General features: G+C 65.6%; 21 protein-coding genes. 7 read left to right on the top strand and 14 right to left on the bottom strand.

Annotated features, from left to right (window positions below; genetic code table 11):
- The first annotated feature begins 74 nt into the window (after positions 1 to 74).
- Complete coding sequence (locus CI41S_RS00765; RefSeq protein WP_139856997.1) at positions 75 to 875, top strand: HesA/MoeB/ThiF family protein; 801 nt, start codon at positions 75 to 77, stop codon at positions 873 to 875.
- A 3-nt stretch (positions 876 to 878) separates the two neighbouring features.
- On the opposite strand, the gene CI41S_RS00770 is transcribed toward CI41S_RS00765, so the two are convergent.
- Positions 879 to 1,886: an aldo/keto reductase gene (locus CI41S_RS00770; protein ID WP_139856998.1), complete on the bottom strand. Its 1,008-nt coding sequence runs from the start codon at positions 1,884 to 1,886 to the stop codon at positions 879 to 881.
- A gap of 123 nt (positions 1,887 to 2,009) precedes the next feature.
- Between CI41S_RS00770 and CI41S_RS00775 the strand changes: the two genes are divergently transcribed.
- Positions 2,010 to 2,921 carry a LysR family transcriptional regulator gene (locus CI41S_RS00775; RefSeq protein ID WP_139856999.1) on the top strand — a complete coding sequence of 304 codons (912 nt, stop codon included), beginning with the start codon at positions 2,010 to 2,012 and terminating at the stop codon, positions 2,919 to 2,921.
- Positions 2,922 to 3,337: 416 nt separating this feature from the next.
- Here the strand turns inward: CI41S_RS00775 and CI41S_RS00780 are convergent, their stop codons facing one another.
- Entirely contained in the window at positions 3,338 to 4,342 is a 1,005-nt protein-coding gene (locus CI41S_RS00780) for a 2-hydroxyacid dehydrogenase (protein WP_139857000.1), read from the bottom strand.
- 340 nt (positions 4,343 to 4,682) lie between these two features.
- Here CI41S_RS00780 and CI41S_RS00785 point away from each other — a divergent pair, with 340 nt between their 5' ends.
- Positions 4,683 to 5,213 carry an SH3 domain-containing protein gene (locus CI41S_RS00785; RefSeq protein WP_139857001.1) on the top strand — a complete coding sequence of 177 codons (531 nt, stop codon included), beginning with the start codon at positions 4,683 to 4,685 and terminating at the stop codon, positions 5,211 to 5,213.
- Positions 5,214 to 5,367: 154 nt separating this feature from the next.
- Here CI41S_RS00785 and irrA read toward each other — a convergent pair whose 3' ends face one another.
- Positions 5,368 to 5,859, bottom strand: coding sequence for an iron response transcriptional regulator IrrA (irrA, locus tag CI41S_RS00790; RefSeq protein ID WP_139857002.1), 492 nt, complete (start codon positions 5,857 to 5,859; stop codon positions 5,368 to 5,370).
- A gap of 356 nt (positions 5,860 to 6,215) precedes the next feature.
- On the opposite strand from irrA, the gene fabA reads away from it, so the two are divergent.
- The 3 genes from fabA to fabV all read left to right on the top strand — a co-directional run bounded on the left by fabA (position 6,216) and on the right by fabV (position 9,255).
- Positions 6,216 to 6,737, top strand: a complete 522-nt coding sequence (gene fabA, locus CI41S_RS00795) for a bifunctional 3-hydroxydecanoyl-ACP dehydratase/trans-2-decenoyl-ACP isomerase (protein WP_139479363.1) — start codon at positions 6,216 to 6,218, stop codon at positions 6,735 to 6,737.
- Between the two features lie 43 nt (positions 6,738 to 6,780).
- The gene (gene fabB, locus CI41S_RS00800) at positions 6,781 to 8,004 is read left to right on the top strand and encodes a beta-ketoacyl-ACP synthase I (protein ID WP_139857003.1); all 1,224 of its coding nucleotides are present in this window, start codon (positions 6,781 to 6,783) and stop codon (positions 8,002 to 8,004) included.
- A gap of 78 nt (positions 8,005 to 8,082) precedes the next feature.
- Positions 8,083 to 9,255, top strand: a complete 1,173-nt coding sequence (gene fabV / locus CI41S_RS00805; protein WP_139857004.1) for an enoyl-ACP reductase FabV — start codon at positions 8,083 to 8,085, stop codon at positions 9,253 to 9,255.
- A gap of 238 nt (positions 9,256 to 9,493) precedes the next feature.
- Here the strand turns inward: fabV and CI41S_RS00810 are convergent, their stop codons facing one another.
- From CI41S_RS00810 to rimP, 10 genes are all read right to left on the bottom strand, one after another.
- A complete protein-coding gene (locus CI41S_RS00810) occupies positions 9,494 to 9,958 on the bottom strand; it encodes a GNAT family N-acetyltransferase (RefSeq protein WP_139857005.1) in 465 nt (154 codons plus the stop codon).
- Positions 9,959 to 10,066: 108 nt separating this feature from the next.
- Entirely contained in the window at positions 10,067 to 10,804 is a 738-nt protein-coding gene (locus CI41S_RS00815) for a superoxide dismutase (protein WP_139857006.1), read from the bottom strand.
- 199 nt (positions 10,805 to 11,003) lie between these two features.
- The gene (gene pnp / locus CI41S_RS00820) at positions 11,004 to 13,160 is read right to left on the bottom strand and encodes a polyribonucleotide nucleotidyltransferase (RefSeq protein ID WP_139857007.1); all 2,157 of its coding nucleotides are present in this window, start codon (positions 13,158 to 13,160) and stop codon (positions 11,004 to 11,006) included.
- A gap of 290 nt (positions 13,161 to 13,450) precedes the next feature.
- Positions 13,451 to 13,720: a 30S ribosomal protein S15 gene (gene rpsO / locus CI41S_RS00825; RefSeq protein WP_139479357.1), complete on the bottom strand. Its 270-nt coding sequence runs from the start codon at positions 13,718 to 13,720 to the stop codon at positions 13,451 to 13,453.
- 2 nt (positions 13,721 to 13,722) lie between these two features.
- Complete coding sequence (gene truB / locus CI41S_RS00830; RefSeq protein ID WP_139857008.1) at positions 13,723 to 14,832, bottom strand: tRNA pseudouridine(55) synthase TruB; 1,110 nt, start codon at positions 14,830 to 14,832, stop codon at positions 13,723 to 13,725.
- Positions 14,832 to 15,242, bottom strand: coding sequence for a 30S ribosome-binding factor RbfA (gene rbfA, locus CI41S_RS00835; protein WP_139479355.1), 411 nt, complete (start codon positions 15,240 to 15,242; stop codon positions 14,832 to 14,834). Before rbfA ends, truB begins: the two co-directional genes overlap by 1 nt.
- A 169-nt stretch (positions 15,243 to 15,411) precedes the next feature.
- Positions 15,412 to 18,135, bottom strand: a complete 2,724-nt coding sequence (infB, locus tag CI41S_RS00840) for a translation initiation factor IF-2 (RefSeq protein WP_139857009.1) — start codon at positions 18,133 to 18,135, stop codon at positions 15,412 to 15,414.
- A gap of 108 nt (positions 18,136 to 18,243) precedes the next feature.
- Positions 18,244 to 18,930 carry an RNA-binding protein gene (locus CI41S_RS00845; protein ID WP_139857010.1) on the bottom strand — a complete coding sequence of 229 codons (687 nt, stop codon included), beginning with the start codon at positions 18,928 to 18,930 and terminating at the stop codon, positions 18,244 to 18,246.
- A 15-nt stretch (positions 18,931 to 18,945) separates the two neighbouring features.
- Positions 18,946 to 20,559, bottom strand: a complete 1,614-nt coding sequence (gene nusA / locus CI41S_RS00850; protein ID WP_139479352.1) for a transcription termination factor NusA — start codon at positions 20,557 to 20,559, stop codon at positions 18,946 to 18,948.
- 3 nt (positions 20,560 to 20,562) lie between these two features.
- The gene (rimP, locus tag CI41S_RS00855; RefSeq protein WP_139857011.1) at positions 20,563 to 21,327 is read right to left on the bottom strand and encodes a ribosome maturation factor RimP; all 765 of its coding nucleotides are present in this window, start codon (positions 21,325 to 21,327) and stop codon (positions 20,563 to 20,565) included.
- Positions 21,328 to 21,667: 340 nt separating this feature from the next.
- On the opposite strand from rimP, the gene CI41S_RS00860 reads away from it, so the two are divergent.
- Positions 21,668 to 22,738 (top strand): DUF2336 domain-containing protein, encoded by a 1,071-nt coding sequence (locus CI41S_RS00860; protein ID WP_139857012.1) that lies wholly within the window; start codon positions 21,668 to 21,670, stop codon positions 22,736 to 22,738.
- Between the two features lie 292 nt (positions 22,739 to 23,030).
- Here CI41S_RS00860 and CI41S_RS00865 read toward each other — a convergent pair.
- Positions 23,031 to 23,363: transposase (locus CI41S_RS00865; RefSeq protein WP_139857013.1), on the bottom strand; the 333-nt coding region annotated here is incomplete at its 5' end.

Raw genomic sequence — 23,363 nt, forward strand, 5'->3', positions numbered from 1 at the left:
CACGCAACTAAGCACATCTGCTTGGTCGACTCCAATCGCGCCCGGGTTCAGGGAATAGCGCGCAGGAATTCACGATGCTGAGTGCCGACGAACTCGAACGCTATGCCCGCCACATCGTGCTGCGCGAGGTGGGCGGTCCCGGCCAGAACGCGCTGAAGAACGCCGCGGTGCTGGTGATCGGCGCGGGCGGCCTCGGCGCGCCGGCGCTGATGTATCTGGCCGCCGCCGGCGTCGGCCGGCTCGGCGTGGTCGATGACGATATCGTGTCGCTCTCCAACCTGCAGCGCCAGATCATCCATGCAACGCCTGACGTCGGTAAGCGCAAGGTCGACAGCGCCGCTGCCCAGATCCACGCACTCAATCCGCATGTGGCGTTCGAGGCGCATGCCGTTCGGCTCGACGCCAACAATGCGATGGCGCTGATCGCGGGTTACGATCTCGTGCTCGACGGCTCCGACAATTTCGAGACCCGCTACCTCGTCTCCGACGCCTGCTTCCTCGCCAAGCGGCCGCTGATCACGGCGGCGCTCGGCCAGTTCGACGCGTCGCTGACCACGATCCGCGCCCATGAGAAGAATGCGCAGGGCGAATTCAACCCGACCTATCGCTGCCTGTTCCCGGAAGCGCCGCCGCCGGGCACGGTGCCGGCCTGCGCCGAGGCCGGCGTGATGGGCGCGCTCGCCGGCGTTCTGGGATCGATGATGGCGCTGGAGGCGATCCGCGAGATCGTCGGCTTCGGCGAGGGCCTGGTCGGCCGCCTGTTGATGGTGGATGCGCGCGCGATGCGCTTCGAGACGCTGCGCTACGCGCGCGATCCGCAGAACCCGCTCAACGGTGATGCGCCCGGCATCACCGACCTGAGCGGGCATTTGTAACGCCTACGAGACGGTCGCCGGCTTCTCGCTGTCCATGTGCCGGAGATGCTCCTCGGGATAGCGTCCGCCGGCGGCGGCGCCGGGCGGAAACGCCGATGCCAATGCGGCGAGGTGCGCGTCGGTGAGCTTCACATCGAGCGCACCGAGCGCTTCCGTCAGCCGCTCGCGCCGCCGCGCGCCGACCAGCGGCACGATGTCCGTGCCCTGTGCAGCGACCCAGGCGATCGCGACCTGCGCCGGTGAGGCACCGAAATCCTCCGCAATGACGCGCAGCCGGTCGGCGAGCGCGAGGTTGGCGTCGATATTGCCGGCCTGGAAGCGTGGGCTGAGCAGCCGGAAATCCTTCGCTCCCGCGCGGTCCTTCGACCAGTGCCCGCTGATCAGCCCGCGCGCCAGCACGCCATAGGCTGATATGCCGATGCCGAGCTCGCGGCAGGTCGTCAGGATGTCGTTCTCGATGCCGCGCGACAGCAGCGAATATTCGATCTGCAGATCGGCGATCGGATGCACCTTGTGGGCGCGGCGGATGGTGTCGGAGCCGACCTCGGAGAGGCCGATATGCCGGATCCAGCCGGCCTTGATCATGTCGGCGATCGCGCCGACCGTGTCCTCGATCGGCACGTTGGGATCGAGCCGCGCCGGGCGGTAGACGTCGATGTGGTCGACGCCGAGCCGCTGCAGCGAATAGGCGGCGAAATTCTTCACCGCGGCGGGGCGGCTGTCATAGCCGAGAAAGCCGTAAGCGCGGTCGCGCAGCGCGCCAAACTTGACGCTGATCTGCACGTTGCCGCGATTCTTTCCCTTGAGCGCTTCGCCGATCAGCATCTCGTTGTGGCCCATGCCGTAGAAATCGCCGGTGTCGAGCAGGGTGATGCCGGCCTCCAGCGCGGCATGGATGGTGGCGATGCTCTCGCTGCGGTCGGTGGGGCCGTAGAAGTCCGACATGCCCATGCAGCCGAGACCGAGCTGCGAGACGGCGGGGCCGGTGGAGCCGAGCTTGCGTGTGTCCATGGTGGTGCTTCCCTCGAAGGTCGCGGCGGGCAATCCGCCGCCGGATGACGCGGCTGATATGCGTCCGCCCGCCTGGGCCGATAAGCTGGACAATCGGGAACAGCTTGTTCACTATATCGAACAATGCTGGATTTCGACCTCCGCGACCTCGACGCCTTCGTGGCGGTGGCGCGCACGCGCAATTTCCGGCGCGCCGCGCTGGAGCGGCGCGTCTCGGTCTCGAGCCTCAGCCAGCGGCTGCGCGACATGGAGGAACGGCTCGGCGTCCGCCTGATGAACCGCACCACCCGCAGCGTTGCGTTGACCGAGGCCGGCGAAATGCTGCTGGCGCGCGTCGCCCCGGCGATGTCAGATGTCGGCGATGCGCTGAACCAGGTGCGCGGCCTGCGCGCCGAGCCGTCCGGCCGGTTGCGCATCAATGCACCGCCGCCGGCGGTCGACCTCGTGCTGGCACAGATGGTCGGGCCGTTCCTGGCAAAATATCCGAAGGTCGAGCTGGAGATCGTCGCCGAAACCGCCTTCGTCGACATCGTCGCCCAGGGTTTTGACGCCGGCGTGCGCTATGGCGAGCATTTGGCGCAGGACATGATCGCAATGCCGCTGGGCGCGCCGCAGCGCTACGCGGTGGTGGCCTCGCGCGACTATGTCGCTAGGCACGGCCGGCCGCTGCACCCGAAGGATCTGCTGAAGCATGCCTGTATCCGCACCCGCTTCAGCAACGGCGCGATGTTCGACTGGGAGTTCGAGAAGAACGGCCGCCTGGTCAAGGTCTCGCCGCCGGCGAAGCTGATCGCCACCTATCTCGGCCTTGCGCTGCGCGCGGTGCATGACGGCGTCGGCTACTGGGCGACCTTCGAGGGCTATGTCCGTTACGGCGTGAAATCCGGCACGCTGGTCAGCGTGCTCGACGACTGGTGCCCGCCGTTCGACGGGCCGTTCCTCTATTACCCGAGCCGCCGCCAGCCACCCCCCGCGCTCGCCGCCTTCGTGGCGTTCGTCGCCGACTGGCGCAAGCAGGCGCGGCGGAAGCCGTAACGCGACACGCTCGCCGTCGTCCCGGCCCCCGTGCGCAATTGCGCACTAGGCCGGGACGACACCTGAACGTGGGCTCCAGGCCGCCACCGGCTACTTTGCATGGGGTTGTTTTTCGGTATTTGGCAGCGCGCCCCCGCGACGGCATCCCCGTAGCCCGGATGCAGCGCAGCGCAATCCGGGGCGGTGATTCCGCGGAGAGGCTGTTCCCGGATTGCGCTGCGCTGCGTCCGGGCTTCAGATCTTTCTTCTCCTTCCCCCTGAAAGGGGGAAGGTCGGGATGGGGGTCAGCCGCGGGCTCCGCTCCGCGGAGAGAGCAGATCCCCACCCGCTTTGCTCTGGCGAGCAAAGCGACCTCCCCTTTTCAAGGGGAGGTTGGAGCTGCGTCGCTTGGATGGAGCGTAACCCGGACTATGCCATCACAGCATGCTCGGCAGCACGCGGTCCGGCGGCTTGTGGTTGTCGAGGAAGGTGCGGATGTTGATGATCACCTTCTCGCCCATCTCGACGCGGCCTTCGATGGTGGCCGAGCCCATATGCGGCAGCAGCGCCACCTTGCCGGCCCTGGCCAGCCGCACCAGCTTCGGGTTGACCGCCGGCTCGTGCTCATAGACGTCGAGCGCGGCGCCGCCGATCTCGCCGGCCTCGATCAGCTTGATCAGCGTGTCCTCGTCGATCACCTCGCCGCGCGCGGTGTTGACGACGTAGGCCTCCTTGCGGATCAGCTTGAGCCGCCGCGCCGACAGCAGATGGAAGGTGGCCGGCGTGTGCGGGCAGTTCACCGAGATGATGTCCATCCGCGCCAGCATCTGGTCGAGGCTTTCCCAATAGGTCGCCCCGAGCTCGTCGGCGATCACGGGCGCCACCGGGCGGCGGTTGTGATAGTGGATCTGCAGCCCGAAAGCGCGGGCGCGGCGCGCCACCGCCTGGCCGATCCGGCCCATGCCGATGATGCCGAGCCTTTTTCCCCCGATGCGGTGGCCGAGCATCCAGGTCGGCGACCAGCCCGCCCAGTGCTGCTTGCCTTCGGTCAGGATCGAAGCGCCCTCGATCAAGCGGCGCGGCACCGCCAGAATCAGCGCCATCGTCATGTCGGCGGTGTCCTCGGTCAGCACCTTCGGGGTGTTGGTGACCGTGATGCCGCGGGCATGCGCCGCCGCGACGTCGATATTGTCGACGCCGTTGCCGAAATTGGCGATCATCCTCAGCTTGCAGTCGGGATGGTTGATCACGTCCTCGCGGATCAGGTCGGTCACGGTCGGCACCAGAATATCGGCGCTGCGCGCCGCGTCCGCGATCTGCTCCGCGGTCATCGGCGTGTCGTCGAGATTCAATCTGGCATCGAACAGCTCGCGCATCCGGGTCTCGATCGAGTCCGGCAGCTTGCGGGTGACGACGACGAGAGGCTTTTTCTTTACCGACATGTCCTGCTCTCATGAGCTGCGCGGCCTGCCAAAGATCAAGCCGTTCAGTGCTCATTAACCCGGTTGTTCGACACTGCTGATCGCCGCTCTGTGCCGGCGTTTCCTTCGCGTTTCCTAGGGTTCCCCGAGACTTACCCGGCCTTCGGCCTGCGGGAAATTCGGGCGTTCTGGTTCTAGAAGCGTTCCGTCCTCTCTAGCAGAAGGCCGGGCCAAGACAAGAACCCCTCGGATGTCCGGTCGGGAACGAACGGCGCGGACGTGAGGGGCCGGTATTCGGGCGTGGGTCAATGGGTTGCAACTCGCCGAATGCGGGTTGGGCATCTCGGCAGGAGACGAGTTGATGGTGGGGTTCTGGCGTTTCGGTTGGTTGGCGGCGCTGGTCGGGTGCATGCTGGGCATGTCGGTGATCCCTGGACATTCCGCCAAGGATGCGAGCCCCACCACCAGCGGACTGCCGATCCCGCGCTATGTCAGCCTGAAATCCGATCATGTGAATGTCCGCGCCGGCCCGACCAAGGACAACGACGTCGCCTGGGTCTACACGCGCTCCGGGCTTCCAGTCGAAATCACCGCCGAATTCGAGAACTGGCGCCGGGTGCGCGATTCCGAGGGCGCCGAGGGCTGGGTCTATCACTCGCTGCTGTCCGGCCGCCGCACCGCGGTGGTGACGATGAAGCACAAGGACGATCTCGCCTCGCTCTACGATCGCCCCGACGCCACCAGCGCCATCGCGGCGCGGCTGCAGGCCGGCGTGGTCGCGCAGGTCAAGAAATGCGCCAACAACTGGTGCCGGGTCACCGGCGCCGGCTTCGACGGCTGGATCGAGCAGCAGCGCCTGTGGGGCGTCTACGCCGACGAGAAGGTGGATTGACGCTAAGCGTCATTCCGGGGCGATGCGCCAGCATCGAACCCGGAATCTCGAGATTCCGGGTCTGGTGCTAACGCACCATCCCGGAATGACGACGTCTCAAACAACAATGGCCGGGACGAGCCCGGCCACCAAATCCATTCGACGGTAAATCCGTTCAGCGCTTCTTGCGCAGCCGCACCACCATGTCGACGCGGGAGATCTCGTAGCCCTCGGGCACCTCGGGCATCTTCGAGAGCATCATGGTCGAGTCGTGAATGTCGACCAGCTCGTGATTGTGCTCGAGATAGAAGTGGTGGTGCGCCGAGACGTTGGTGTCGAAATAGGTCTTGGTGCCGTCGACGCTGACCTGGCGCAGCAGACCGGCATCGGTCAGCTGGTTGAGGGTGTTGTAGACAGTCGCCAGCGACACCGGAACCTTGGCCAGCGTGGCTTCCTCGTAGAGCATTTCCGCGGTCAGATGGCGGGCGCCCTTGCCGAACAGCAGCCAGCCCAGCGCCATGCGCTGGCGGGTCGGCCTAAGACCGGCAGCCTGCAACATCTCGTTGACGTCATGCCAGGGGCAGCCGGTCAAGGCCGGGTGATGCCCAGCGCCGCGGGCGGCGGGGTGCACGGCGTCATCGTTCACAGCCGGTACTTCCTCGTTCATATCCACTCTATGCACCTAACTCAGGCAATATTCCTGATAAATATAAAAAGGATGCCTACCAGATGCAAGTTTTTCGCAACTAGAACGAATCCAAGGTACAGTCAAAACCCATAGAAACCCATTGGCTAGCCGGTAATTTATCACCTGAAAGCGGCTTTGCCGCCCTGTTGAGCCTATGTTAGAGAGCGCGCGGACCACATATGCGCTTTCGGCAGAGATCAAGGCCAGGCAGCGTACCCAGGTAGCGCCCACGATACGGGATGTTCCAGTTCCCGTGGGAAGATAAGGTCCGGCTTAGAGCTTAGTAAGAGCTTAGGTAAGAGCGCTTTATCGGGACATTGAGAGGTTGGAAGAGGATGCTGGATCGGCGCGGCGGTTATGAATATGAGGATTTGCTGGCTTGCGGCCGGGGCGAGCTGTTCGGTCCCGGCAACGCCCAGTTGCCGCTGCCGCCGATGCTGATGTTTGACCGCATCAGCCAGATCTCGGAAACCGGCGGCGAGTTCGGCAAGGGGCTGGTGCGCGCCGAGCTCGAAGTGAAGCCGGACCTCTGGTTCTTTGGCTGCCACTTCAAGAACGATCCGGTGATGCCGGGCTGCCTCGGCCTCGACGCCATGTGGCAAATGGTCGGCTTTTATCTCGGCTGGATCGGCGGTGAAGGTCGCGGTCGCGCGCTCGGTCTCGGCGAACTCAAGTTCTCCGGCCAGGTGCTGCCGCATGTGCGCAAGGTTGTGTACAACGTCGATATCAAGCGCGTGATGCGGTCAAAGCTCGTGCTTGGAATCGCCGACGGGTGGCTTTCCATGGACGACGAGATTATCTATCGCGCAAAGGATTTGAAGGTCGGATTGTTCAAGCAGGGCACGGCGCCATCTTGAGCAGGATCATCATGCGACAACATAAAGGCAGGGCGAGGCGAACATGAGGCGGGTTGTCATCACGGGGATGGGCATTGTCTCGTCCATCGGAAACAACACCCAGGAAGTGCTTGCGAGTCTCTACGAGGCGAAGTCGGGCATCACACGCGCGGAGCGGCACGCCGAGCTCGGCTTCCGCTCGCAGGTGCAGGGTGCGCCGACACTCAATCCCGCCGACGTGATCGACCGTCGCGCGATGCGGTTCCTCGCCGAGGGTGCGGCCTGGAATCACGTCGCGATGGAACAGGCGATCCGCGACTCCGGCCTCGAGGACGGCGAGGTCTCCAATATCCGCACCGGCATCATCATGGGATCCGGCGGGCCGTCGACGCGGACCCTGGTGGAAGCCGCCGACATCGCGCGGAGCAAGGGTCCGAAGCGCGTCGGTCCTTTTGCCGTGCCGAAGGGCATGTCCTCGACGGCATCGGCGACGCTTGCGACCTGGTTCAAGATCAAGGGCGTGAACTACTCGATCTCGTCGGCCTGCGCGACGTCGAACCATTGCATCGGCAACGCCTATGAGACGATCCAGATCGGCAAGCAGGACATCATCTTCGCAGGCGGCTGCGAGGAGCTCGACTGGACGCTCTCGGTGCTGTTCGACGCGATGGGCGCGATGTCCTCGAAATACAACGACACGCCGGCCACCGCCTCGCGTCCCTACGACATCAGCCGCGACGGCTTTGTGATCGCCGGCGGCGCCGGTGTCGTGGTGCTGGAAGAGCTCGAGCACGCCAAGGCGCGCGGCGCCAAGATCTACGCCGAGGTGGTCGGCTACGGCGCGACCTCCGACGGCTACGACATGGTGGCGCCGTCGGGCGAGGGCGCCGAGCGCTGCATGCGCATGGCGCTGTCGACGGTCGACACGCCGATCGACTACATCAATCCGCACGCCACCTCGACGCCGGCCGGCGATCCGCCGGAGATCGAGGCGATCCGCAGGGTGTTCGGCACCGGCGAGAAGTGTCCGCCGATCTCGGCGACCAAGGCGCTGACCGGCCATTCGCTCGGCGCCACCGGCGTGCAGGAGGCGATCTATTCGCTGTTGATGCTCAACAACGGCTTCGTCTGCGAAAGCGCGCATATCACCGAGCTCGATCCTGTGTTTGCCGACATGCCGATCGTGCGCAAGCGCATCGACAACGCCAAGCTCGCGACCGTGCTGTCGAACTCGTTCGGGTTCGGCGGCACCAACGCCACGCTGGTGTTCAAGCGCCTGGATGCGTGATTTGGTTTTCACTCCCGCGCGCGAAGGAGGTCGGCAGGCCGCGAATGGGACATTGCAACGATCTGAAATGGGGTGCGCATGATCATTGAACCGCGCGTGCGAGGCTTCATCTGCACGACGGCACATCCCGTCGGTTGCGCCACCAATGTCCGCGAACAGATCGGCTACGTGCTCAAGCAGGGTCCGGTCGCCGATTGCCCGAAGCGCGTCGCCGTGCTCGGCTGCTCGACGGGTTACGGCCTTGCCAGCCGCATCGTTGCGACCTTCGCCGGCGGCGCCGACACCATCGGCGTGTCGCTGGAACGCGAGCCGACGGAAAAACGGACGGCCACCGCCGGCTGGTACAACAATCGCGCCTTCGAGATCGAAGCCAAGAAGATCGGGCGATCCCCGCTCACGCTGGAGGGCGACGCCTTCTCCGACGAGCTGAAGGCAAACTTCATCGAACGCGTGCGTGAAAAGTTCGGACAGCTCGACATGCTGGTCTACAGCATGGCCGCACCGGCGCGTACCGATCCCGTCACCGGCGAGACCTATCGCTCGGTGATCAAGCCGCTGGGCGCCCCCGTCGAGATCAAGACCCTCGATACCGAAACCGGCGAGGTGTTTCAGACCACGCTCGAGCCGGCGAGCGAGGAGCAGACCGCCGCCACGGTCGCGGTGATGGGCGGCGACGACTGGAAGCGCTGGATCGACCAGCTCGCCGACGCCGGCGTGCTGGCTCCTGGCTTCCGCACCCTCAACTACACCTATATCGGCAGCGAGCTCACCTGGCCGATCTATTGGAACGGCACGCTCGGCCGCGCCAAGGTCGATCTCGACAGCAAGGCGGAAGCGATCCGCGGCCGGCTCGGCGCGGAGGCGGCCCGCGTCGTGGCGCTGAAGGCGGTGGTCACCCAGGCAAGCTCGGCGATCCCGGTGGTGCCGCTCTACGGCACGGTGCTGTTCAAGGTGATGAAGCAGCTCAACCTGCACGAAGGCTGCATCGAGCAGATCGATCGCCTGTTCCGGACCAAGCTGGGCAAGGCCGTCGAGCTCGACGACGCGCAGCGCGTCAGGGTCGACGACTGGGAGCTCTCGCCCGAGGTTCAGGCGGAAGTGTCGCGGCGCTGGCCGCTGCTGACGACGGAAACCCTCGGCGAGCTCGCGGATCTCGGGGAATACAGGAGCCAGTTCCTGCGCCTGTTCGGCTTCGGCATCGACGGCGTCGAGTACACGCAGGACCTCGATCCCCGCGTCGTCCCGGGTTAGGTGCCCCTTCGTAGCCCGGATGGAGCGCAGCGCAATCCGGGACAGACGCTGTTGTGGAACGAGCTCCCGGATTTCGCTTCGCTGCATCCGGGCTACAAATCTTTCTCCTTCCCCCTGAAAGGGGGAAGGTCGGGATGGGGGTCAGCCGCCGGCGACGCTGCAAGTGGAGAGAGCAGATCCCCACCCGCTTTGCTCTGCGAGCAAAGCGACCTCCCCTTTTCAAGGGGAGGTTGGAACGCTAAGCGCTACGTGTGCTTCTCTTCCACCGATAGTGCTTCATCATGAAGCCGGTCACCGGATTGGGCGCTTCCGTCTCGAACACAAAACCTTCGCGCTCGTACCAGCGCCAGGCCTTCTCGTTCTCGCGGACGCATTTCAGCCAGATCTCGTCGGGCAGTTGCCGGCGCGTGAACGCGAGCAAATGGCGTCCGAGGCCGCGGCCCTGATGGGACGGCGCGACCATCAGCTGGTCGAGCAGCAGGGTCGGCAGATGCAGGGCCAGCATGGCGGCGATAGCGCCGTGATCGTCGGCGACGAACAGGCTCCAGCCGCCGGCGATCTCGCGCGGCAGGCGGGCGCGCAGATCGCTCAACAATTTTTCGCTTGGCTGCGACAGCCCGGTCGAAACCCAGCTCTCCATCCAGATGCGCGTGATCGCGTCATGCTCGTCGGCGCGAGCGGGGCGGATGGCCGGCAGCGTCATCGTTCAATTCCATGGCGTTCGCGATCAGGCGCGCGACGTAAAAAGCCCCACGATTGCGCGTGGGGCTTTCAAGTCTAGCGCAGCTCGTCGCAATCGGCGAGCGCTGGCTCAGACGCCGAGCGTGCCGGCCTTCGCGGCGGCGTAGCGTTCGGCCACGGCCTTCCAGTTCACCGTATTCCACCATGCCTTGAGATAATCGGGGCGGCGGTTCTGGTAGGTCAGGTAATAGGCGTGCTCCCAGACGTCATTGCCGAGCAAAGCGCGCTTGCCGTCCATCAGCGGAGTGTCCTGGTTCGGCCGGGTCTCGAGCGCGAGCTTGCCGTCCTTGGTCACGGTGACAAACACCCAGCCCGATCCGAACACGCGTCCGCCGGCGGCGTTGAAGTCGGTCTGCAGTTTCTCCATGCCGCCGAGGTCGCGCTCGATCGCGGCCAGCACCTCGCCCTCCGGCTTGCCGCCGTTCGGGCCCATGATCTGCCAGAACATGGTGTGGTTGGCGTGGCCGCCCATGTTGTTGCGCACGCCGGTGCGGACCGCGTCCGGCACGCTGTTGAGGCCGGCGAGCACCTCGACGATCGGCTTCTCGGCGATCGCGGGATGGTCCTTGGCAAAAGTGTTCAGGTTGCTGACGTAAGCCTGATGATGCTTGTCGTGATGGATCTCCATCGTCCTGGCATCGATGTGCGGCTCCAGCGCGCTGGTGGGATAGGGCAGCGGATCGATCTTGAACGGCCCGCTCGGGGCCGGTGCCGTTGCCTGGGCGTAAGTCATCCGCGGGGCGGACGTGGCGGCTGCGGCGATGCTGCCGGCTGCGATGATCAGGCGGCGTCGGGACATCGATGACATCGTGATTCTCCATGCTCAAGGAAAGCGTCCTGATGTTAGGCCCGAGTTGTGACCGGGTTCCAATGGCTTCCGTTCACAATGTCGGGTCAAAAGCGCACAGGCCGATCAGCGGCCGGTGATCTCGCATCGCACCCTGCACAAACTGAAAAAGGGCGGCCTTTCGGGCCGCCCTTTCGCAACACTTTGAGATGGTCTGGCCTTACTCGCCGGCGGCTTCGCGCGGCGCCGGGGCTTCGGCCTTCTGCTTGGCCTCGAGATCCTCGCCGGTCTCCTGGTCCACCGCCTTCATCGACAGCCGGGTCTTGCCGCGGTCGTCGAAGCCGAGCAGCTTGACCTTGACCTTGTCGCCTTCCTTGACGACGTCGGAGGTCTTCTGCACGCGGTTGGCCGCGAGCTGGCTGATGTGGACGAGGCCGTCCTTGGCGCCGAAGAAGTTCACGAAGGCGCCGAACTCCATCACCTTGACCACGGTGCCCTCGTAGATCTGGCCGACCTCCGGATCGGAGGCGATCGACTTGATCCACTTGATCGCGGCCTTCATCGCCTCGCCGTCGTTGGAGGCGACCTTCACGGTGCCGTCGTCCTCGATGTTGACCTTGGCGCCGGTCTTCTCGACGATCTCGCGGATCACCTTGCCGCCGGTGCCGATCACTTCGCGGATCTTGTCGGTGGCGATCTTGAAGGTCTCGATTCGCGGCGCGTATTCGCCGAGCTCGGCACGGGCCGCGGTCAGTGCCTTGGCCATCTCGCCGAGGATGTGGATGCGCCCTTCCTTGGCCTGGCCAAGCGCAACCTTCATGATCTCCTCGGTGATGCCCTCGATCTTGATGTCCATCTGCAGCGAGGTGATGCCCTGGTCGGTGCCGGCGACCTTGAAGTCCATGTCGCCGAGATGATCCTCGTCTCCGAGGATGTCCGACAGCACCGCGAAGCGCTGGCCTTCCAGGATCAGGCCCATGGCGATACCGGCGGTCGGCCGCTTCAGCGGCACGCCGGCGTCCATCAGCGACAGCGAGGCGCCGCACACAGAAGCCATCGACGAGGAGCCGTTCGACTCGGTGATCTCGGAGACCACGCGGATCGTGTACGGGAACTCGTGATGCGGCGGCAGCACCGGGTGGATCGCGCGCCAGGCGAGCTTGCCGTGGCCGATCTCGCGGCGCTTGGTGCCGCCGAGGCGGCCGGTCTCACCGACCGAGTAGGGCGGGAAGTTGTAGTGCAGCAGGAAGGTTTCCTTGTACGTCCCCGACAGCGCGTCGACATACTGCTCGTCCTCGCCGGTGCCGAGCGTGGTTACGACCATCGCCTGGGTCTCACCGCGGGTGAACAGCGCCGAGCCGTGGGCGCGCGGCAGCACGCCGGCCTCGGCGATGATGTTGCGCACCGTCTTGACGTCGCGGCCGTCGATCCGCTTGCCGGTGTCCAGGATGTTCCAGCGAACGATCTTGGCCTCGAGCTCCTTGAACACGTCGGCGACGCGCAGCTTGTCGTATTTCGGCTCCTGGCCTTCCGGGAAGAAGTGCGCCAGCACCTTCTCCTTGACGGCGCCGACCGCCGCATAGCGCTCCTGCTTGATCGGGATCGCATAGGCGGTGCGCAGCTCCTGCTCGGCGATGCCGAGCATCTCCTTCTCGATCTCGGAATTGTCGATCGGAGTGACGTCGCGCGGCTCCTTGGCGGCCTTCTCGGCGAGCTCGATGATCGCGTTGATCACCGGTTGGAAGTGGCGGTGGCCGAACATGACGGCGCCGAGCATCACCTCTTCATTGAGCTCCTTGGCTTCCGATTCCACCATCAGCACGGCGTCGGCGGTGCCGGCGACGACCAGGTCGAGCTGGGTCTCGGTCATCTCGTCGAGCGTCGGGTTGAGGATGAACTCGTCATTGGCGAAGCCGACGCGGGCGGCGCCGATCGGGCCCTTGAACGGCACGCCGGACAGGGTCAGCGCGGCGGACGCCGCAACCATCGCCAGCACGTCGGGATCGTTCTCCATGTCGTGCGACAGGGTGGTGATGATCACCTGGGTCTCGTTGCGCCAGCCGTCGACGAACAGCGGACGGATCGGGCGGTCGATCAGGCGGGAGACCAGCGTCTCCTTCTCGGTCGGACGGCCCTCGCGCTTGAAGTAGCCGCCGGGAATGCGGCCCGCGGCGTAGGCCTTCTCCTGGTAGTCGACGGTGAGCGGCAGGAAGTCGACGCCCTCGCGCGGCGCCTTGGCCGCGACGACGGTGGCGAGCACCACGGTCTCGCCATAGGTCGCCAACACGGCGCCGTCGGCCTGGCGGGCGATCTTGCCGGTTTCAAGTTTGAGGGGACGTCCACCCCAGTCGATCTCGACGGAATGCGTATTGAACATTTCGGTCTTCTTTCATGGTTTCACGAAAGCACGGCGCCCCAAAACACAAAGACCATGCGCAAGACGGCGAGACACTGATGCGCGTTCGCGACCAGCATCCGGCGATCCTGCCATGGTCCTTGGATTTCGGATGGCGTCCATCCTTTCGGTCATCTGGGCATCTTGCCCCGTCCAGCGGCCGGATTGCTGCTGGACGCTAGTAGCGCATGATCATCTTTCGACAATTCGAAAGTCCGTTTCCCGGAATATCATGCGAAAACGCGCGCGAATTGCGCGCGTACTCTCTCAAATCAACGACGGATGTTGTGCTTCTCGAGCAGCGCCTTGTAGCGCGCCTCGTCCTTGCGCTTGATGTAATCGAGCAGGGAGCGACGCGTCGACACGAGCTTCAGGAGGCCACGGCGGGAATGGTTATCCTTGTTGTGGGTCTTGAAGTGCTCGGTGAGGTTATTGATGCGTTCCGACAGGATCGCGACCTGAACCTCGGGCGAGCCGGTGTCGCCGGCTTTGGTGGCATTCGTCTTGATGACTTCCGCTTTGCGTTGCGCGGTAATCGACATCGTCAGTTACTTTCATGGTTGCGAGCCGGACTGGCAGTCAGTCCGCTCAGGTTGAACACGCGCTTGGGGATGAGTTCGCCATTGCCAATTTCGGCAAGCGCGAGAAGCCGGCCTGCCACCGTGACATAGACTGTGCCGCTACTATTGGGCGCATCCCGTCCGCGCAACAAAACGGCCTGGCCCCTGTGGAGCCTTGCCGCATCAGCCCGTGTGACGGCCAGTGCCGGGATGTCGTCCAGCGCGGTCTCAACGGGCAAAAGCGCGTCGGCGAGGCTGCCCTCGCCAGACGCGGCTCTATTGCATAAAGCCTCCAACTGTTCCAGCGGAATCATGTCCGCCTCGGTAAACGGGCCGACAATGGTCCGCCGCAGGGCGCAGATGTGGCCGAAACAGCCGAGAATCCGGCCCATATCGCGGGCCAGCGCCCGGACATAGGTTCCCTTGCCGCACTCAGCCTCGAACACGGACTGGCCGTTATCTCCGTGTTCTACAAGGGTTAATTCGTGAATCTCGACCGGGCGGGGCTGCAGCTCCACGGTCTCGCCGTCGCGCGCCAAATCATAGGCGCGCTCGCCCTGCACCTTGATCGCCGAATATTGCGGCGGAACCTGCTCGATCAGCCCGGTGAAGCGGGGCAACAGTTCCCGAATCGCGTCGGCGCTCGGCCGGCTCTCGCTGGTCCTGACCGGGCGGCCCTCGGTGTCGTCGGTGTCGCGCTCCTCGCCCCAGCACACCGTGAAGCGGTAGCGCTTGCGGCCGTCCATCACGAACGGAACCGTCTTGGTGGCTTCGCCGAGCGCGATCGGCAGGCCGCCGGAGGCGAGCGGGTCGAGCGTGCCGGCGTGTCCGGCGCGCTTGGCCTGGAACAGGCGCTTGAGCACGGCGACCGCGTGGGTCGAGGTCATGCCGATCGGCTTGTCGAGCACCACCCAGCCGTGGACGTCGCGCTTGTCGCGGCGCGGCTGCTGGTTCTGCTTGCCCTGCTTCTGGCGCGGATCGTTGTTGACGCGCCGCACCTCGTCGGCGCGCGGCTCGGGCAAGGCATCCCGCTCAGCGTCGCGCGCGTCGGCATCCTGCGCATCGATCACGCCGTTGGTCGTCATCACAGTCATCACTCGTCGTCCGAATCGGGTGCCAGGTCGCGTTGCACCGCAGGTGTTCGCAGAAGTTTTTCGATGCGCGCCGCCTCGTCGAACCGCTCATCGACGCGGAAGCGGATGTCGGGCGCAAATTTCAGGTTGACGCGATGCGCGATCTCGCCGCGGAGGAATTTCTTGTTGCGCTCGAGCGCTGCGATCACGACATCGGTGTCGCGGCCGCCGAGCGGCATCACGTAGATCGTGGCGAGCTTCAGGTCCGGCGACATACGCACCTCGGGAACGGTGATGATGTGGCCTTCCAGATCCGGATCGTGGACGTCACCGTGTGACAGAATATCGGCAACCGCGTGGCGAACGGTCTCGCCGACGCGCAACTGACGTTGCGAGCCGCCGGGGGCGGAACTTTTCTTTTGACGGGGCATGACCTACTTCCAAAACCGTCGCGCCCGCAGGCTTCGCCGCGCGGGCATCAATGTCCAAGCTTTCAATTCAGGCAATGCGGGGGTGGCCGAACAGTGTCCGGCCACGCCGCCGCGTGTTCAGTTAATTGGACCCAACGCTTAGTAGATCTGCGCTTCGTAAGATTTGGACTTACAGAGAGCGCTGGATCGTCTCGATGCGGTAGCACTCGATCACGTCGCCGACACGCATGTCGCCGTAGTTCTCGAATGCCATGCCGCACTCCTGGCCGGCGACCACTTCCTTCACTTCATCCTTGAAGCGCTTCAGCGTCGACAGCTTGCCTTCGTGCACCACGACGTTGTCGCGGATCAGGCGCACATTGGCGCCGCGTTCCACGGTGCCGTCGGTGACGCGGCAGCCTGCGACCTTGCCGACCTTGGAAATGTTGAACACTTCCAGGATCTGCGCGTTGCCCAGCATGGTTTCGCGCAGCGTCGGCGCGAGCAGGCCGGACATCGCCTTTTTGATGTCATCCACCAGATCGTAGATGATGTTGTAGTAGCGGATCTCGATGCCGTTGCGCTTGGCCGCGGCCGCCGCTTCCTTGTTGGCGCGAACCGAGAAGCCGATGATCGCGGCGTTGAAGCCTTCCGCCAGCGTGACGTCGGACTCCGAGATGCCGCCGACGCCGGCATGCAGGATGCGCGCGGCGACTTCCTCGGTGCCGAGCTTCTCCAGCGAGCCCAGGATCGCTTCCAGCGAGCCCTGCACGTCGGCCTTCACGATCAGCGGGAACTCCTTGCGGCCCGCGGTCTTCAGCTGCGACATCATCTGCTCGAGCGAGCCGCGCATGCCCGAGATCGAGGCGGCGGCGTTCTCGCGCTTCTGGTGCGCGCGGTAGCTGGTGACCTGGCGGGCGCGGGCTTCGTTCTCGACCACCGCGAGGCGGTCGCCGGCTTCCGGCGGGCCGTTGAAGCCGAGCACCTCGACCGGCACGGACGGGCCGGCCTCCTCGAGATTCTCGCCCTGGTCGGAGATCAGCGCGCGAACGCGGCCCATCTCGGCGCCGGCCACGATGATGTCGCCGATGCGCAGCGTGCCGCGCTGCACCAGCACGGTGGCGACCGGACCGCGGCCGCGATCGAGCTTGGCTTCGATCACGGTGCCTTCCGCCGGACGCTCCGAATTGGTCTTCAGGTCGAGTATTTCGGCCTGCAGCGCGATCATCTCGAGCAGCCGGTCGAGATTGGTCTTGTTCTTCGCCGAAACCTCGACGTCGACGACCTCGCCGCCGAGCGATTCGACCTGCACCTCGTGCTGCAGCAGCTCGGTGCGCACGCGCTCCGGCCGCGCATCGGGCTTGTCGATCTTGTTGATCGCCACGATCATCGGCACCTTGGCCGCCTTGGCGTGGTTGATCGCCTCGATGGTCTGCGGCATCACGCCGTCATCGGCCGCGACAACCAGCACGACGATGTCGGTGACCTTGGCGCCGCGGGCGCGCATCGCGGTGAAGGCGGCGTGGCCGGGCGTGTCGATGAAGGTGATCTTGGTGCCGCTCTCGGGCGAGAGCACCTGATAGGCGCCGATATGCTGGGTGATGCCGCCGGCTTCGCCCGACACCACGTTGGCGTGGCGCAGCGCGTCGAGCAGCGAGGTCTTGCCGTGGTCGACGTGACCCATCACCGTGACCACGGGCGAGCGCGGCTCGGTGTCGGTGGAATCGTCGACGACGTCGAACAGGCCTTCTTCCACGTCGGCGGCCGCGACGCGCTTCACGGTGTGGCCGAGCTCCTCGGCGATCAGCTGCGCGGTGTCGGCATCGATCACGTCGGTGATCTTGTGCATCGCGCCCTGCTTCATCAGCATGCGGATGACGTCGACCGCGCGCTCCGACATGCGGTTCGCGAGTTCCTGGATCGTGATCGCTTCCGGGATCGTGACTTCGCGGATCAGCTTTTCCTTCGGTTCGTTCGACGCATGGCCCTTGAGGCGCTGGGTGCGGCGGCGGAACGAGGCGATCGAACGCTCGCGCACGTCGTCGGCGTTGAGCGCGGTGGTCACCGTGAGGCGGCCGCGCTCCTTCTGCGGACCGGGCTTGTGGGTCGTCTTCGGCGCGGCCGCGGGACGGATTGCACCGCCGGGGCGGCGCACCAGACGCGGACCTTCATCCTCATCGGCCTCGGCCGCAACGGCCGGCGCCCGCGGCGCGGAAGCCGGCGTGCGTGCGGTGGTGGTCGTGGTGGTGCGGCCCGGCGCGGATGAGCCGGGGCGCGAGGGAGCCGACGTCGCGGGACGTGCCGCCGTCGCCGTCGCGGGAGCTGCCGGCTTGGCCGGTGCGGCAGCAGCGGGCGCTCCCGGCTTGGCCTCGCCTTCGCCGAACCGGCGCTTGGCTTCGACTTCGGCCTTGCGCTTGGCTTCCTCTTCGTGGCGATGGCGCTCCTCTTCCGCCTTGCGGCGGGCTTCGGCGGCCTCGCGCTCGATCTTCTCGGCGGCCTCGCGGGCGGCGCGGCGCTTGGCTTCCTCTTCGGCCTGGCGGCGCTCCTCGATATCGCGCTGGCGCGCGTCGGCGAGCGCGCTGGCACGCGCGGAACGTTCGTCCTCGGTCAGGGTCGGCAGCACGACGCCGGAGCGGGTGTTGCGCTGCGGCTGGCCCTGCGGCGAACCCGAGGGGCGGCCGAGCGGCGGCTTGGGCGCGGGCACCGCAGGCTTTGCAACCACGGGTTCCGGGGCATGGGTCTCGGGGCCATCGCCGCCAATCCGGCGCTTGCCGCGCTTTTCGACCACGACCTGCTTGGTCCGGCCGTGGCTGAAGCTCTGGCGCACGGTGCCCGTCTCGACGCGCGGCTTCAGCGACAACGTCTTGCTCGGAACACTCAGAGTCTTGTCGCCAGGGGTCTTGGTATCAACCATTCAGCAGTCCTAATCTCGTTTCGCTGTGCGTTTCCCGCACAAATCCTTCAACAGGTCGTCTATTGCTGAGCGCGATCCGGTCGGAAAGACGGCGTCCGCCTTCCCGGATCACGCTCTGGAATTTCTGGCCGCTTCGGCGGTCTTGTCGTCGTCGGCCATCCGGTATCGGACCAGCAACTGGCAGCGCGACAGGAACGTCTTGCTCGCCGGGCCCGCGAGCAGGGCAGCATGTATCACATTTGACCGCCCAAGTGCCAAATCCAATTCTTCCGACGTCAAAACATTGACGACGGCAATTACCGGCGATTCACCACGTTTCTCGCCCCTTTGCCGCAGGATCGCGTCCAATTTGCGGATTCCGTCGGCGGCGCCGTCGGAAGCGTGGATCAGGGCTGCGGTTTCGCTCCGGTTGAGTGCATCCTCGACCTTACCGAAGCCACAAACCACCTGACCGGCTTTGGCGGCCATCGCCAGCGCCTCGGTGACGCTGCGCACCAAAAGGGTCTCGGTGTCGGTGGGAAGGGTCGGCGCGACGCGAACATCACGCTTGAATCCCTTGCTAAATTGGTGACGGCGGACCGCTTCCGCAACGCTTCGCCGCGACGCGGAAAGCCATAATCCGCGGCCCGGCAGCTTGCGCTTGATATCCGGAACCACCTCGCCGGTGGGTGCGACGACGAACCGGATCAGTTCGTCGATCGGACGGACCTCGCGGCTGACCGCGCACATCCGCGTGGTCGCGGACTTGCCTGTCCGCGGCCCATCGTCGAGATCGGGGTCAGCTGATGCGAGCATCCGTGGGCCATCTCCTTACGACGCCGTTTCTTCTTCGGCAGCCTCGGCCTCCTCGGCCGGCTTGGCGAGGTCGGCCTCGGTGATCCAGCCGGCCTTGAGGCGGGCCTGCATGATCAAGGCCTCGGCCTCGTCACGTGAGATCTCGATGCCATCGAGGAACCCGGCATGCTTGGTCGGCTCGCTGCCTTCCTTGCGCTCGGTCCAGCCGACCAGATCGTCGGTAGCGCAGCCGGCGAGGTCTTCGACGGTCTTCACGTCGTTCTCGCCGAGCTTCACCAGCATCTTGCCGGTGATGCCGGGCACGTCCTTCATGTCGTCCTCGACACCGAGTTCCTTGCGCCGCGCTTCCAGCTCGGCTTCGAGCCGCTCCAGATATTCGCGGGCGCGGGTCTGCAGCTCGGTGGCGGTCTCCTCGTCGAAACCTTCGATGCCGGCGAGTTCCTTGACATCCACCAGCGCGAGTTCCTCCACCGAGGTGAAGCCTTCGGAGGCGAGCAGCTGGCCGACCACCTCGTCGACATTGAGCGCTTCCATGAACACGCGGGTCGAATTCTCGAAGTCGGCCTGGCGGCGCTCCGACTCTTCCTGCTCGGTGAGGATGTCGATGTCCCAGCCGGTGAGCTGCGAGGCGAGGCGGACGTTCTGGCCGCGGCGGCCGATCGCCAGCGACAGCTGGTTGTTGGTGTCCGGCACCACGACCTCGATGCGCTCGCGGTCTTCGTCGATCACGACCTTGGCGACTTCGGCCGGCGCCAGCGCGTTGACGACGAAGGTCGCGATGTCGGGCGACCACGGGATGATGTCGATCTTCTCGCCCTGCAGCTCATTGACCACGGCCTGCACGCGCGAGCCGCGCATGCCGACGCAGGCGCCGACCGGATCGACCGAGGAATCGCGCGAGATCACGCCGATCTTGGCGCGCGAGCCCGGATCGCGGGCCACCGCCTTGATCTCGACGATGCCGTCATAGATCTCGGGCACTTCCTGCGCGAACAGTTTTGCCATGAACTGCGGATGGGTGCGCGACAGGAAGATCTGCGGACCGCGGGTCTCGCGGCGGACGTCGAAGATGTAGGCGCGGACGCGGTCGCCGTTGCGGAACACTTCGCGCGGCAGCATCTCGTCGCGGCGCACGATCGCCTCGCCGCGGCCGAGGTCGACGATCACGCTGCCATATTCGACGCGCTTGACGATGCCGTTGACGATGTCGCCGATGCGGTCCTTGAATTCCTGATACTGCCGGTCGCGCTCGGCCTCGCGCACCTTCTGCACGATCACCTGCTTGGCGGACTGCGCGGCGATGCGGCCGTATTCCAGCGGCGGCAGCGTGTCGGCGATGGTGTCGCCGACCTGGGCGCCCGGATTGGCGCGCTGTGCATCGTGCAGCGAAATCTGGTTGGAGGCGTTCTCGACGACGTCGACCACCAGCATGTGGCGGGTCAGCCGCAGCTCGCCCTTCTTGGCGTCGATCTCGGCATGGATATCGGTTTCGCTGCCGTAGCGGGCGCGCGCCGCCTTGGCGATGGCATCCTCCATCGCCGCGATCACGATGGAGCGGTCAATCGACTTTTCGCGCGCAACTGCGTCTGCGATCTGCAGCAGTTCGAGTTTGTTGGCGCTGACTGCCATGGCTTAGTCTCCTTCGGATGAATCGATCTCACCGCGGCGCGCACGCTCGGCGGCGAGGCGGTGTTTCTTGGTGTTGGTCGGCTCCGGCTTCTTGCCGGGTTTCGGTTTCGGCTTGTTGCTTTTCGCCGGATCGCTCTTCTTGGCGTGCGCCGGCTGCGGCGGCGCGAGGCCGAGCTCGCGGCGCAATTCACGCTCGGCGGCCTTGCCGCGGCGCATCGATTCCTCGATCAGCTCGTCGGTCAGCACCAGCCGCGCATCCGAGATGTCCTCCATCACCAGCAGGACCTCGGCATCCTCGTCGGGGCGCGGGTCGTCGCGCCTGACGCGCACGGCATCGCCTTCGACGCCGGCGAGCGCGCCGCGGAACCGCTTGCGGCCCTGATGCGCCACCGCCATCTCGATCTTCACGAGGTGACCGGCGTAGCGCTCGAAGTCGGAGCGGCGCACCAGCGGCCGGTCGATGCCGGGCGAGGAGATTTCCAGCCGATAGGCCCGCTCGATCGGATCGGCGACGTCGAGCACCGGCGACAGCGCGCGCGAGATCGCCTCGCAATCCTCGAGCTGCATCGAGCCGTCGGGCCGCTCCGCCATGATCTGCACGGTGCAGCCGGCATCGCCCGAGACCTTGATCCGCACCAGGCGATACCCCATGCCCTGCAGCACCGGCACCGCCACCGCGGCGACCCGCGCCGCGACCCCCGGCTCGACGACGAGCCTCGGCTCGGCGAGCAGTTCGGCGTCCACGGACGTGGCAGTCTGATCGATCATATCCAGTGTCAAAGGCAGTCTGAGGTTTCTGAGGTCTGTCGTGTTGGCTCGGCGGCCTTAAGGGGCCGGTAACGCTACCCAAACGGGCACCCGGCCTGGCTGGGTCCGCTCGGGTAATAAAAAAGAGCGGGTCCCGGGGGGCCCACTCTCCTACGCGATCGTATGAGATACCATAAGTTGCTGCCGATATAGCCCTTTCGCGCAGGGCCGGCAAGGCCTCCGGGGGCCGCGGGGAACGATTTTGCCGCTCTCCCGGGGGCGGCTTGATCTAACCCTCCGTTTACGAACGGGACCTTAGATTGCCCGCAAACCGGCACAAGCCGCTGGTCTGGATCACCTTATGACGACAGCCCCCGCGCTGCTCCCGGAACTCGACGATATCGTTCGCCGCGGCGACCCCAAGCGCCGCGCCGAGGCCGCGCGACAGGTGGGCGAGCTGTTTCTGCAGGGTGCGCCGAATTTTCGCGCCGACCATATCGACCTGTTCGATGGCGTGCTCACGAGCCTGGTTCCGCATGCCGAGCTGGCTGCGCGCATCGAGCTTGCCGAGCGGCTCGCGCTGCTCGCCAACGCGCCGCGCCAGCTTGTCGGCCAACTCGCCCATGAGGACGACATCGCGGTCGCGGGCCCGCTGCTGCGCCGCTCGCCTGTGATCGACGAGCCGGTGCTGGTCGAGATCGCCAATGCCAAAGGGCAGGGCCATCTGCTCGCGATGGCCGAGCGGCCAAAACTTTCCGTCGGACTGACCGACGTCATCATTCGCCGCGGCGATCGCGACGTGGTGCGGTGCGCGGCCGGCAATGCCGGCGCGGCGTTCTCCGACGAGTCCTTCGCGGAGATGATCCGGCGCGCCGGCCAGGACGGCGTGCTGACGCTGAAGATCGGCCGCCGCGACGACCTGCCGCCGGAACATCTGAAGAACCTTTTGGCGGGCTCGATCGACGTGATCCGCCGGCGCCTGTTCGACGTCGCCAAGCCGGAGCGGCAATCCGAGATCAAGCTCGCGATGAGCGAGATCGAAGGCGTGATCCCGCAGGTCACGGGCCGCGATTTCGTGCCGGCCCAGCGCGCGATCCTCACGCTGCATCGCGCCGGCGAATTGAACGAGGCGGCGGTGCTCAGCTTCGCAAGGGCCTACCAATACGAGGAATGCGTGGCGGCGCTGGCCGCGATGACCGGCGTGAAGATCGTCACGCTCGACCGCCTGATCTCAGGTGACCGCTACGACCCGATCCTGATCGCCAGCAAGACGATCGGCTTCGATTGGCCGACGGTGCGGGCGCTGATCCTGATGCGGCTCGGCCGCAACCGCGTGCCGTCGCCGTCCGATATCGAAGGCGCGCGGGTGAACTTTACGCGTTTGATGCCGTCGACCGCACAGCGCGTCGTGGACTTCTGGAAGTCGCGGTAGGACGCGTCGCGCTCTCTCTCCACGTCATGTATGGACGGCCCCCTGTCGGCAAGGGCTTTCTTGATGTTTCGGCAAGCGGATCGGGGAGCGGTCATGTATACGGCCTCGAGATGCGGCCATTGACCGCGGGCCCTGATGGAGATCGCTGATCGAATTCCAATCATTGCGGCGCGCTGTGACGCGCGATGACGTGGCGGAGTGTTTCGATCCCGGTTTCCTGACCATTTGCCATCACACCTTGATTGCCCTTCCGATAGGAATGAGCGCGAGCGCGGCGGCTGTCGCCCCTCGACTAGGCAGCAGCCGGCGCGCTCGCGCGGTCGCGGTAAGGTTCTCCTTTGACCAGCATGGCCCAGATGATGCGCGCGGTCTTGGCGGCGAAGGCCACCATGGCGACCTTGTAGGGCCGCCGCGCCAGCAAATCACGCAGCCATGGATCGCTGACGCCGCGCGCCTTCTGCTGCCGCAGATGGGCGCTGGCGCCGTTGATGAAGAGCGCGCGCAGCACGCGATCGCCCTGCTTGGAGATGCGGCCTGGGCGATGCTTGCCCCCGGTGCCGTGATCTTTGCCGGTGAGCCCGATCCAGGCGGCAAAGTCCCGGCCGGAGCGGAACAGCTTCGCATC

Source organism: Bradyrhizobium ivorense, from assembly GCF_900696085.1.
In the GTDB taxonomy this organism is placed as follows: Bacteria; Pseudomonadota; Alphaproteobacteria; order Rhizobiales; family Xanthobacteraceae; genus Bradyrhizobium; species Bradyrhizobium ivorense.

Bases quoted from the DNA above. Each gene is read 5' to 3' on its own strand.
- CI41S_RS00765 (WP_139856997.1), top strand. From the start codon at position 75: ATGCTGAGTGCCGACGAACTCGAACGCTATGCCCGCCACATCGTGCTG.
- CI41S_RS00770 (WP_139856998.1), bottom strand. From the start codon at position 1,886: ATGGACACACGCAAGCTCGGCTCCACCGGCCCCGCCGTCTCGCAGCTC.
- CI41S_RS00775 (WP_139856999.1), top strand. From the start codon at position 2,010: ATGCTGGATTTCGACCTCCGCGACCTCGACGCCTTCGTGGCGGTGGCG.
- CI41S_RS00780 (WP_139857000.1), bottom strand. From the start codon at position 4,342: ATGTCGGTAAAGAAAAAGCCTCTCGTCGTCGTCACCCGCAAGCTGCCG.
- CI41S_RS00785 (WP_139857001.1), top strand. From the start codon at position 4,683: ATGGTGGGGTTCTGGCGTTTCGGTTGGTTGGCGGCGCTGGTCGGGTGC.
- irrA (WP_139857002.1), bottom strand. From the start codon at position 5,859: ATGAACGAGGAAGTACCGGCTGTGAACGATGACGCCGTGCACCCCGCC.
- fabA (WP_139479363.1), top strand. From the start codon at position 6,216: ATGCTGGATCGGCGCGGCGGTTATGAATATGAGGATTTGCTGGCTTGC.
- fabB (WP_139857003.1), top strand. From the start codon at position 6,781: ATGAGGCGGGTTGTCATCACGGGGATGGGCATTGTCTCGTCCATCGGA.
- fabV (WP_139857004.1), top strand. From the start codon at position 8,083: ATGATCATTGAACCGCGCGTGCGAGGCTTCATCTGCACGACGGCACAT.
- CI41S_RS00810 (WP_139857005.1), bottom strand. From the start codon at position 9,958: ATGACGCTGCCGGCCATCCGCCCCGCTCGCGCCGACGAGCATGACGCG.
- CI41S_RS00815 (WP_139857006.1), bottom strand. From the start codon at position 10,804: ATGTCATCGATGTCCCGACGCCGCCTGATCATCGCAGCCGGCAGCATC.
- pnp (WP_139857007.1), bottom strand. From the start codon at position 13,160: ATGTTCAATACGCATTCCGTCGAGATCGACTGGGGTGGACGTCCCCTC.
- rpsO (WP_139479357.1), bottom strand. From the start codon at position 13,720: ATGTCGATTACCGCGCAACGCAAAGCGGAAGTCATCAAGACGAATGCC.
- truB (WP_139857008.1), bottom strand. From the start codon at position 14,832: ATGACTGTGATGACGACCAACGGCGTGATCGATGCGCAGGATGCCGAC.
- rbfA (WP_139479355.1), bottom strand. From the start codon at position 15,242: ATGCCCCGTCAAAAGAAAAGTTCCGCCCCCGGCGGCTCGCAACGTCAG.
- infB (WP_139857009.1), bottom strand. From the start codon at position 18,135: ATGGTTGATACCAAGACCCCTGGCGACAAGACTCTGAGTGTTCCGAGC.
- CI41S_RS00845 (WP_139857010.1), bottom strand. From the start codon at position 18,930: ATGCTCGCATCAGCTGACCCCGATCTCGACGATGGGCCGCGGACAGGC.
- nusA (WP_139479352.1), bottom strand. From the start codon at position 20,559: ATGGCAGTCAGCGCCAACAAACTCGAACTGCTGCAGATCGCAGACGCA.
- rimP (WP_139857011.1), bottom strand. From the start codon at position 21,327: ATGATCGATCAGACTGCCACGTCCGTGGACGCCGAACTGCTCGCCGAG.
- CI41S_RS00860 (WP_139857012.1), top strand. From the start codon at position 21,668: ATGACGACAGCCCCCGCGCTGCTCCCGGAACTCGACGATATCGTTCGC.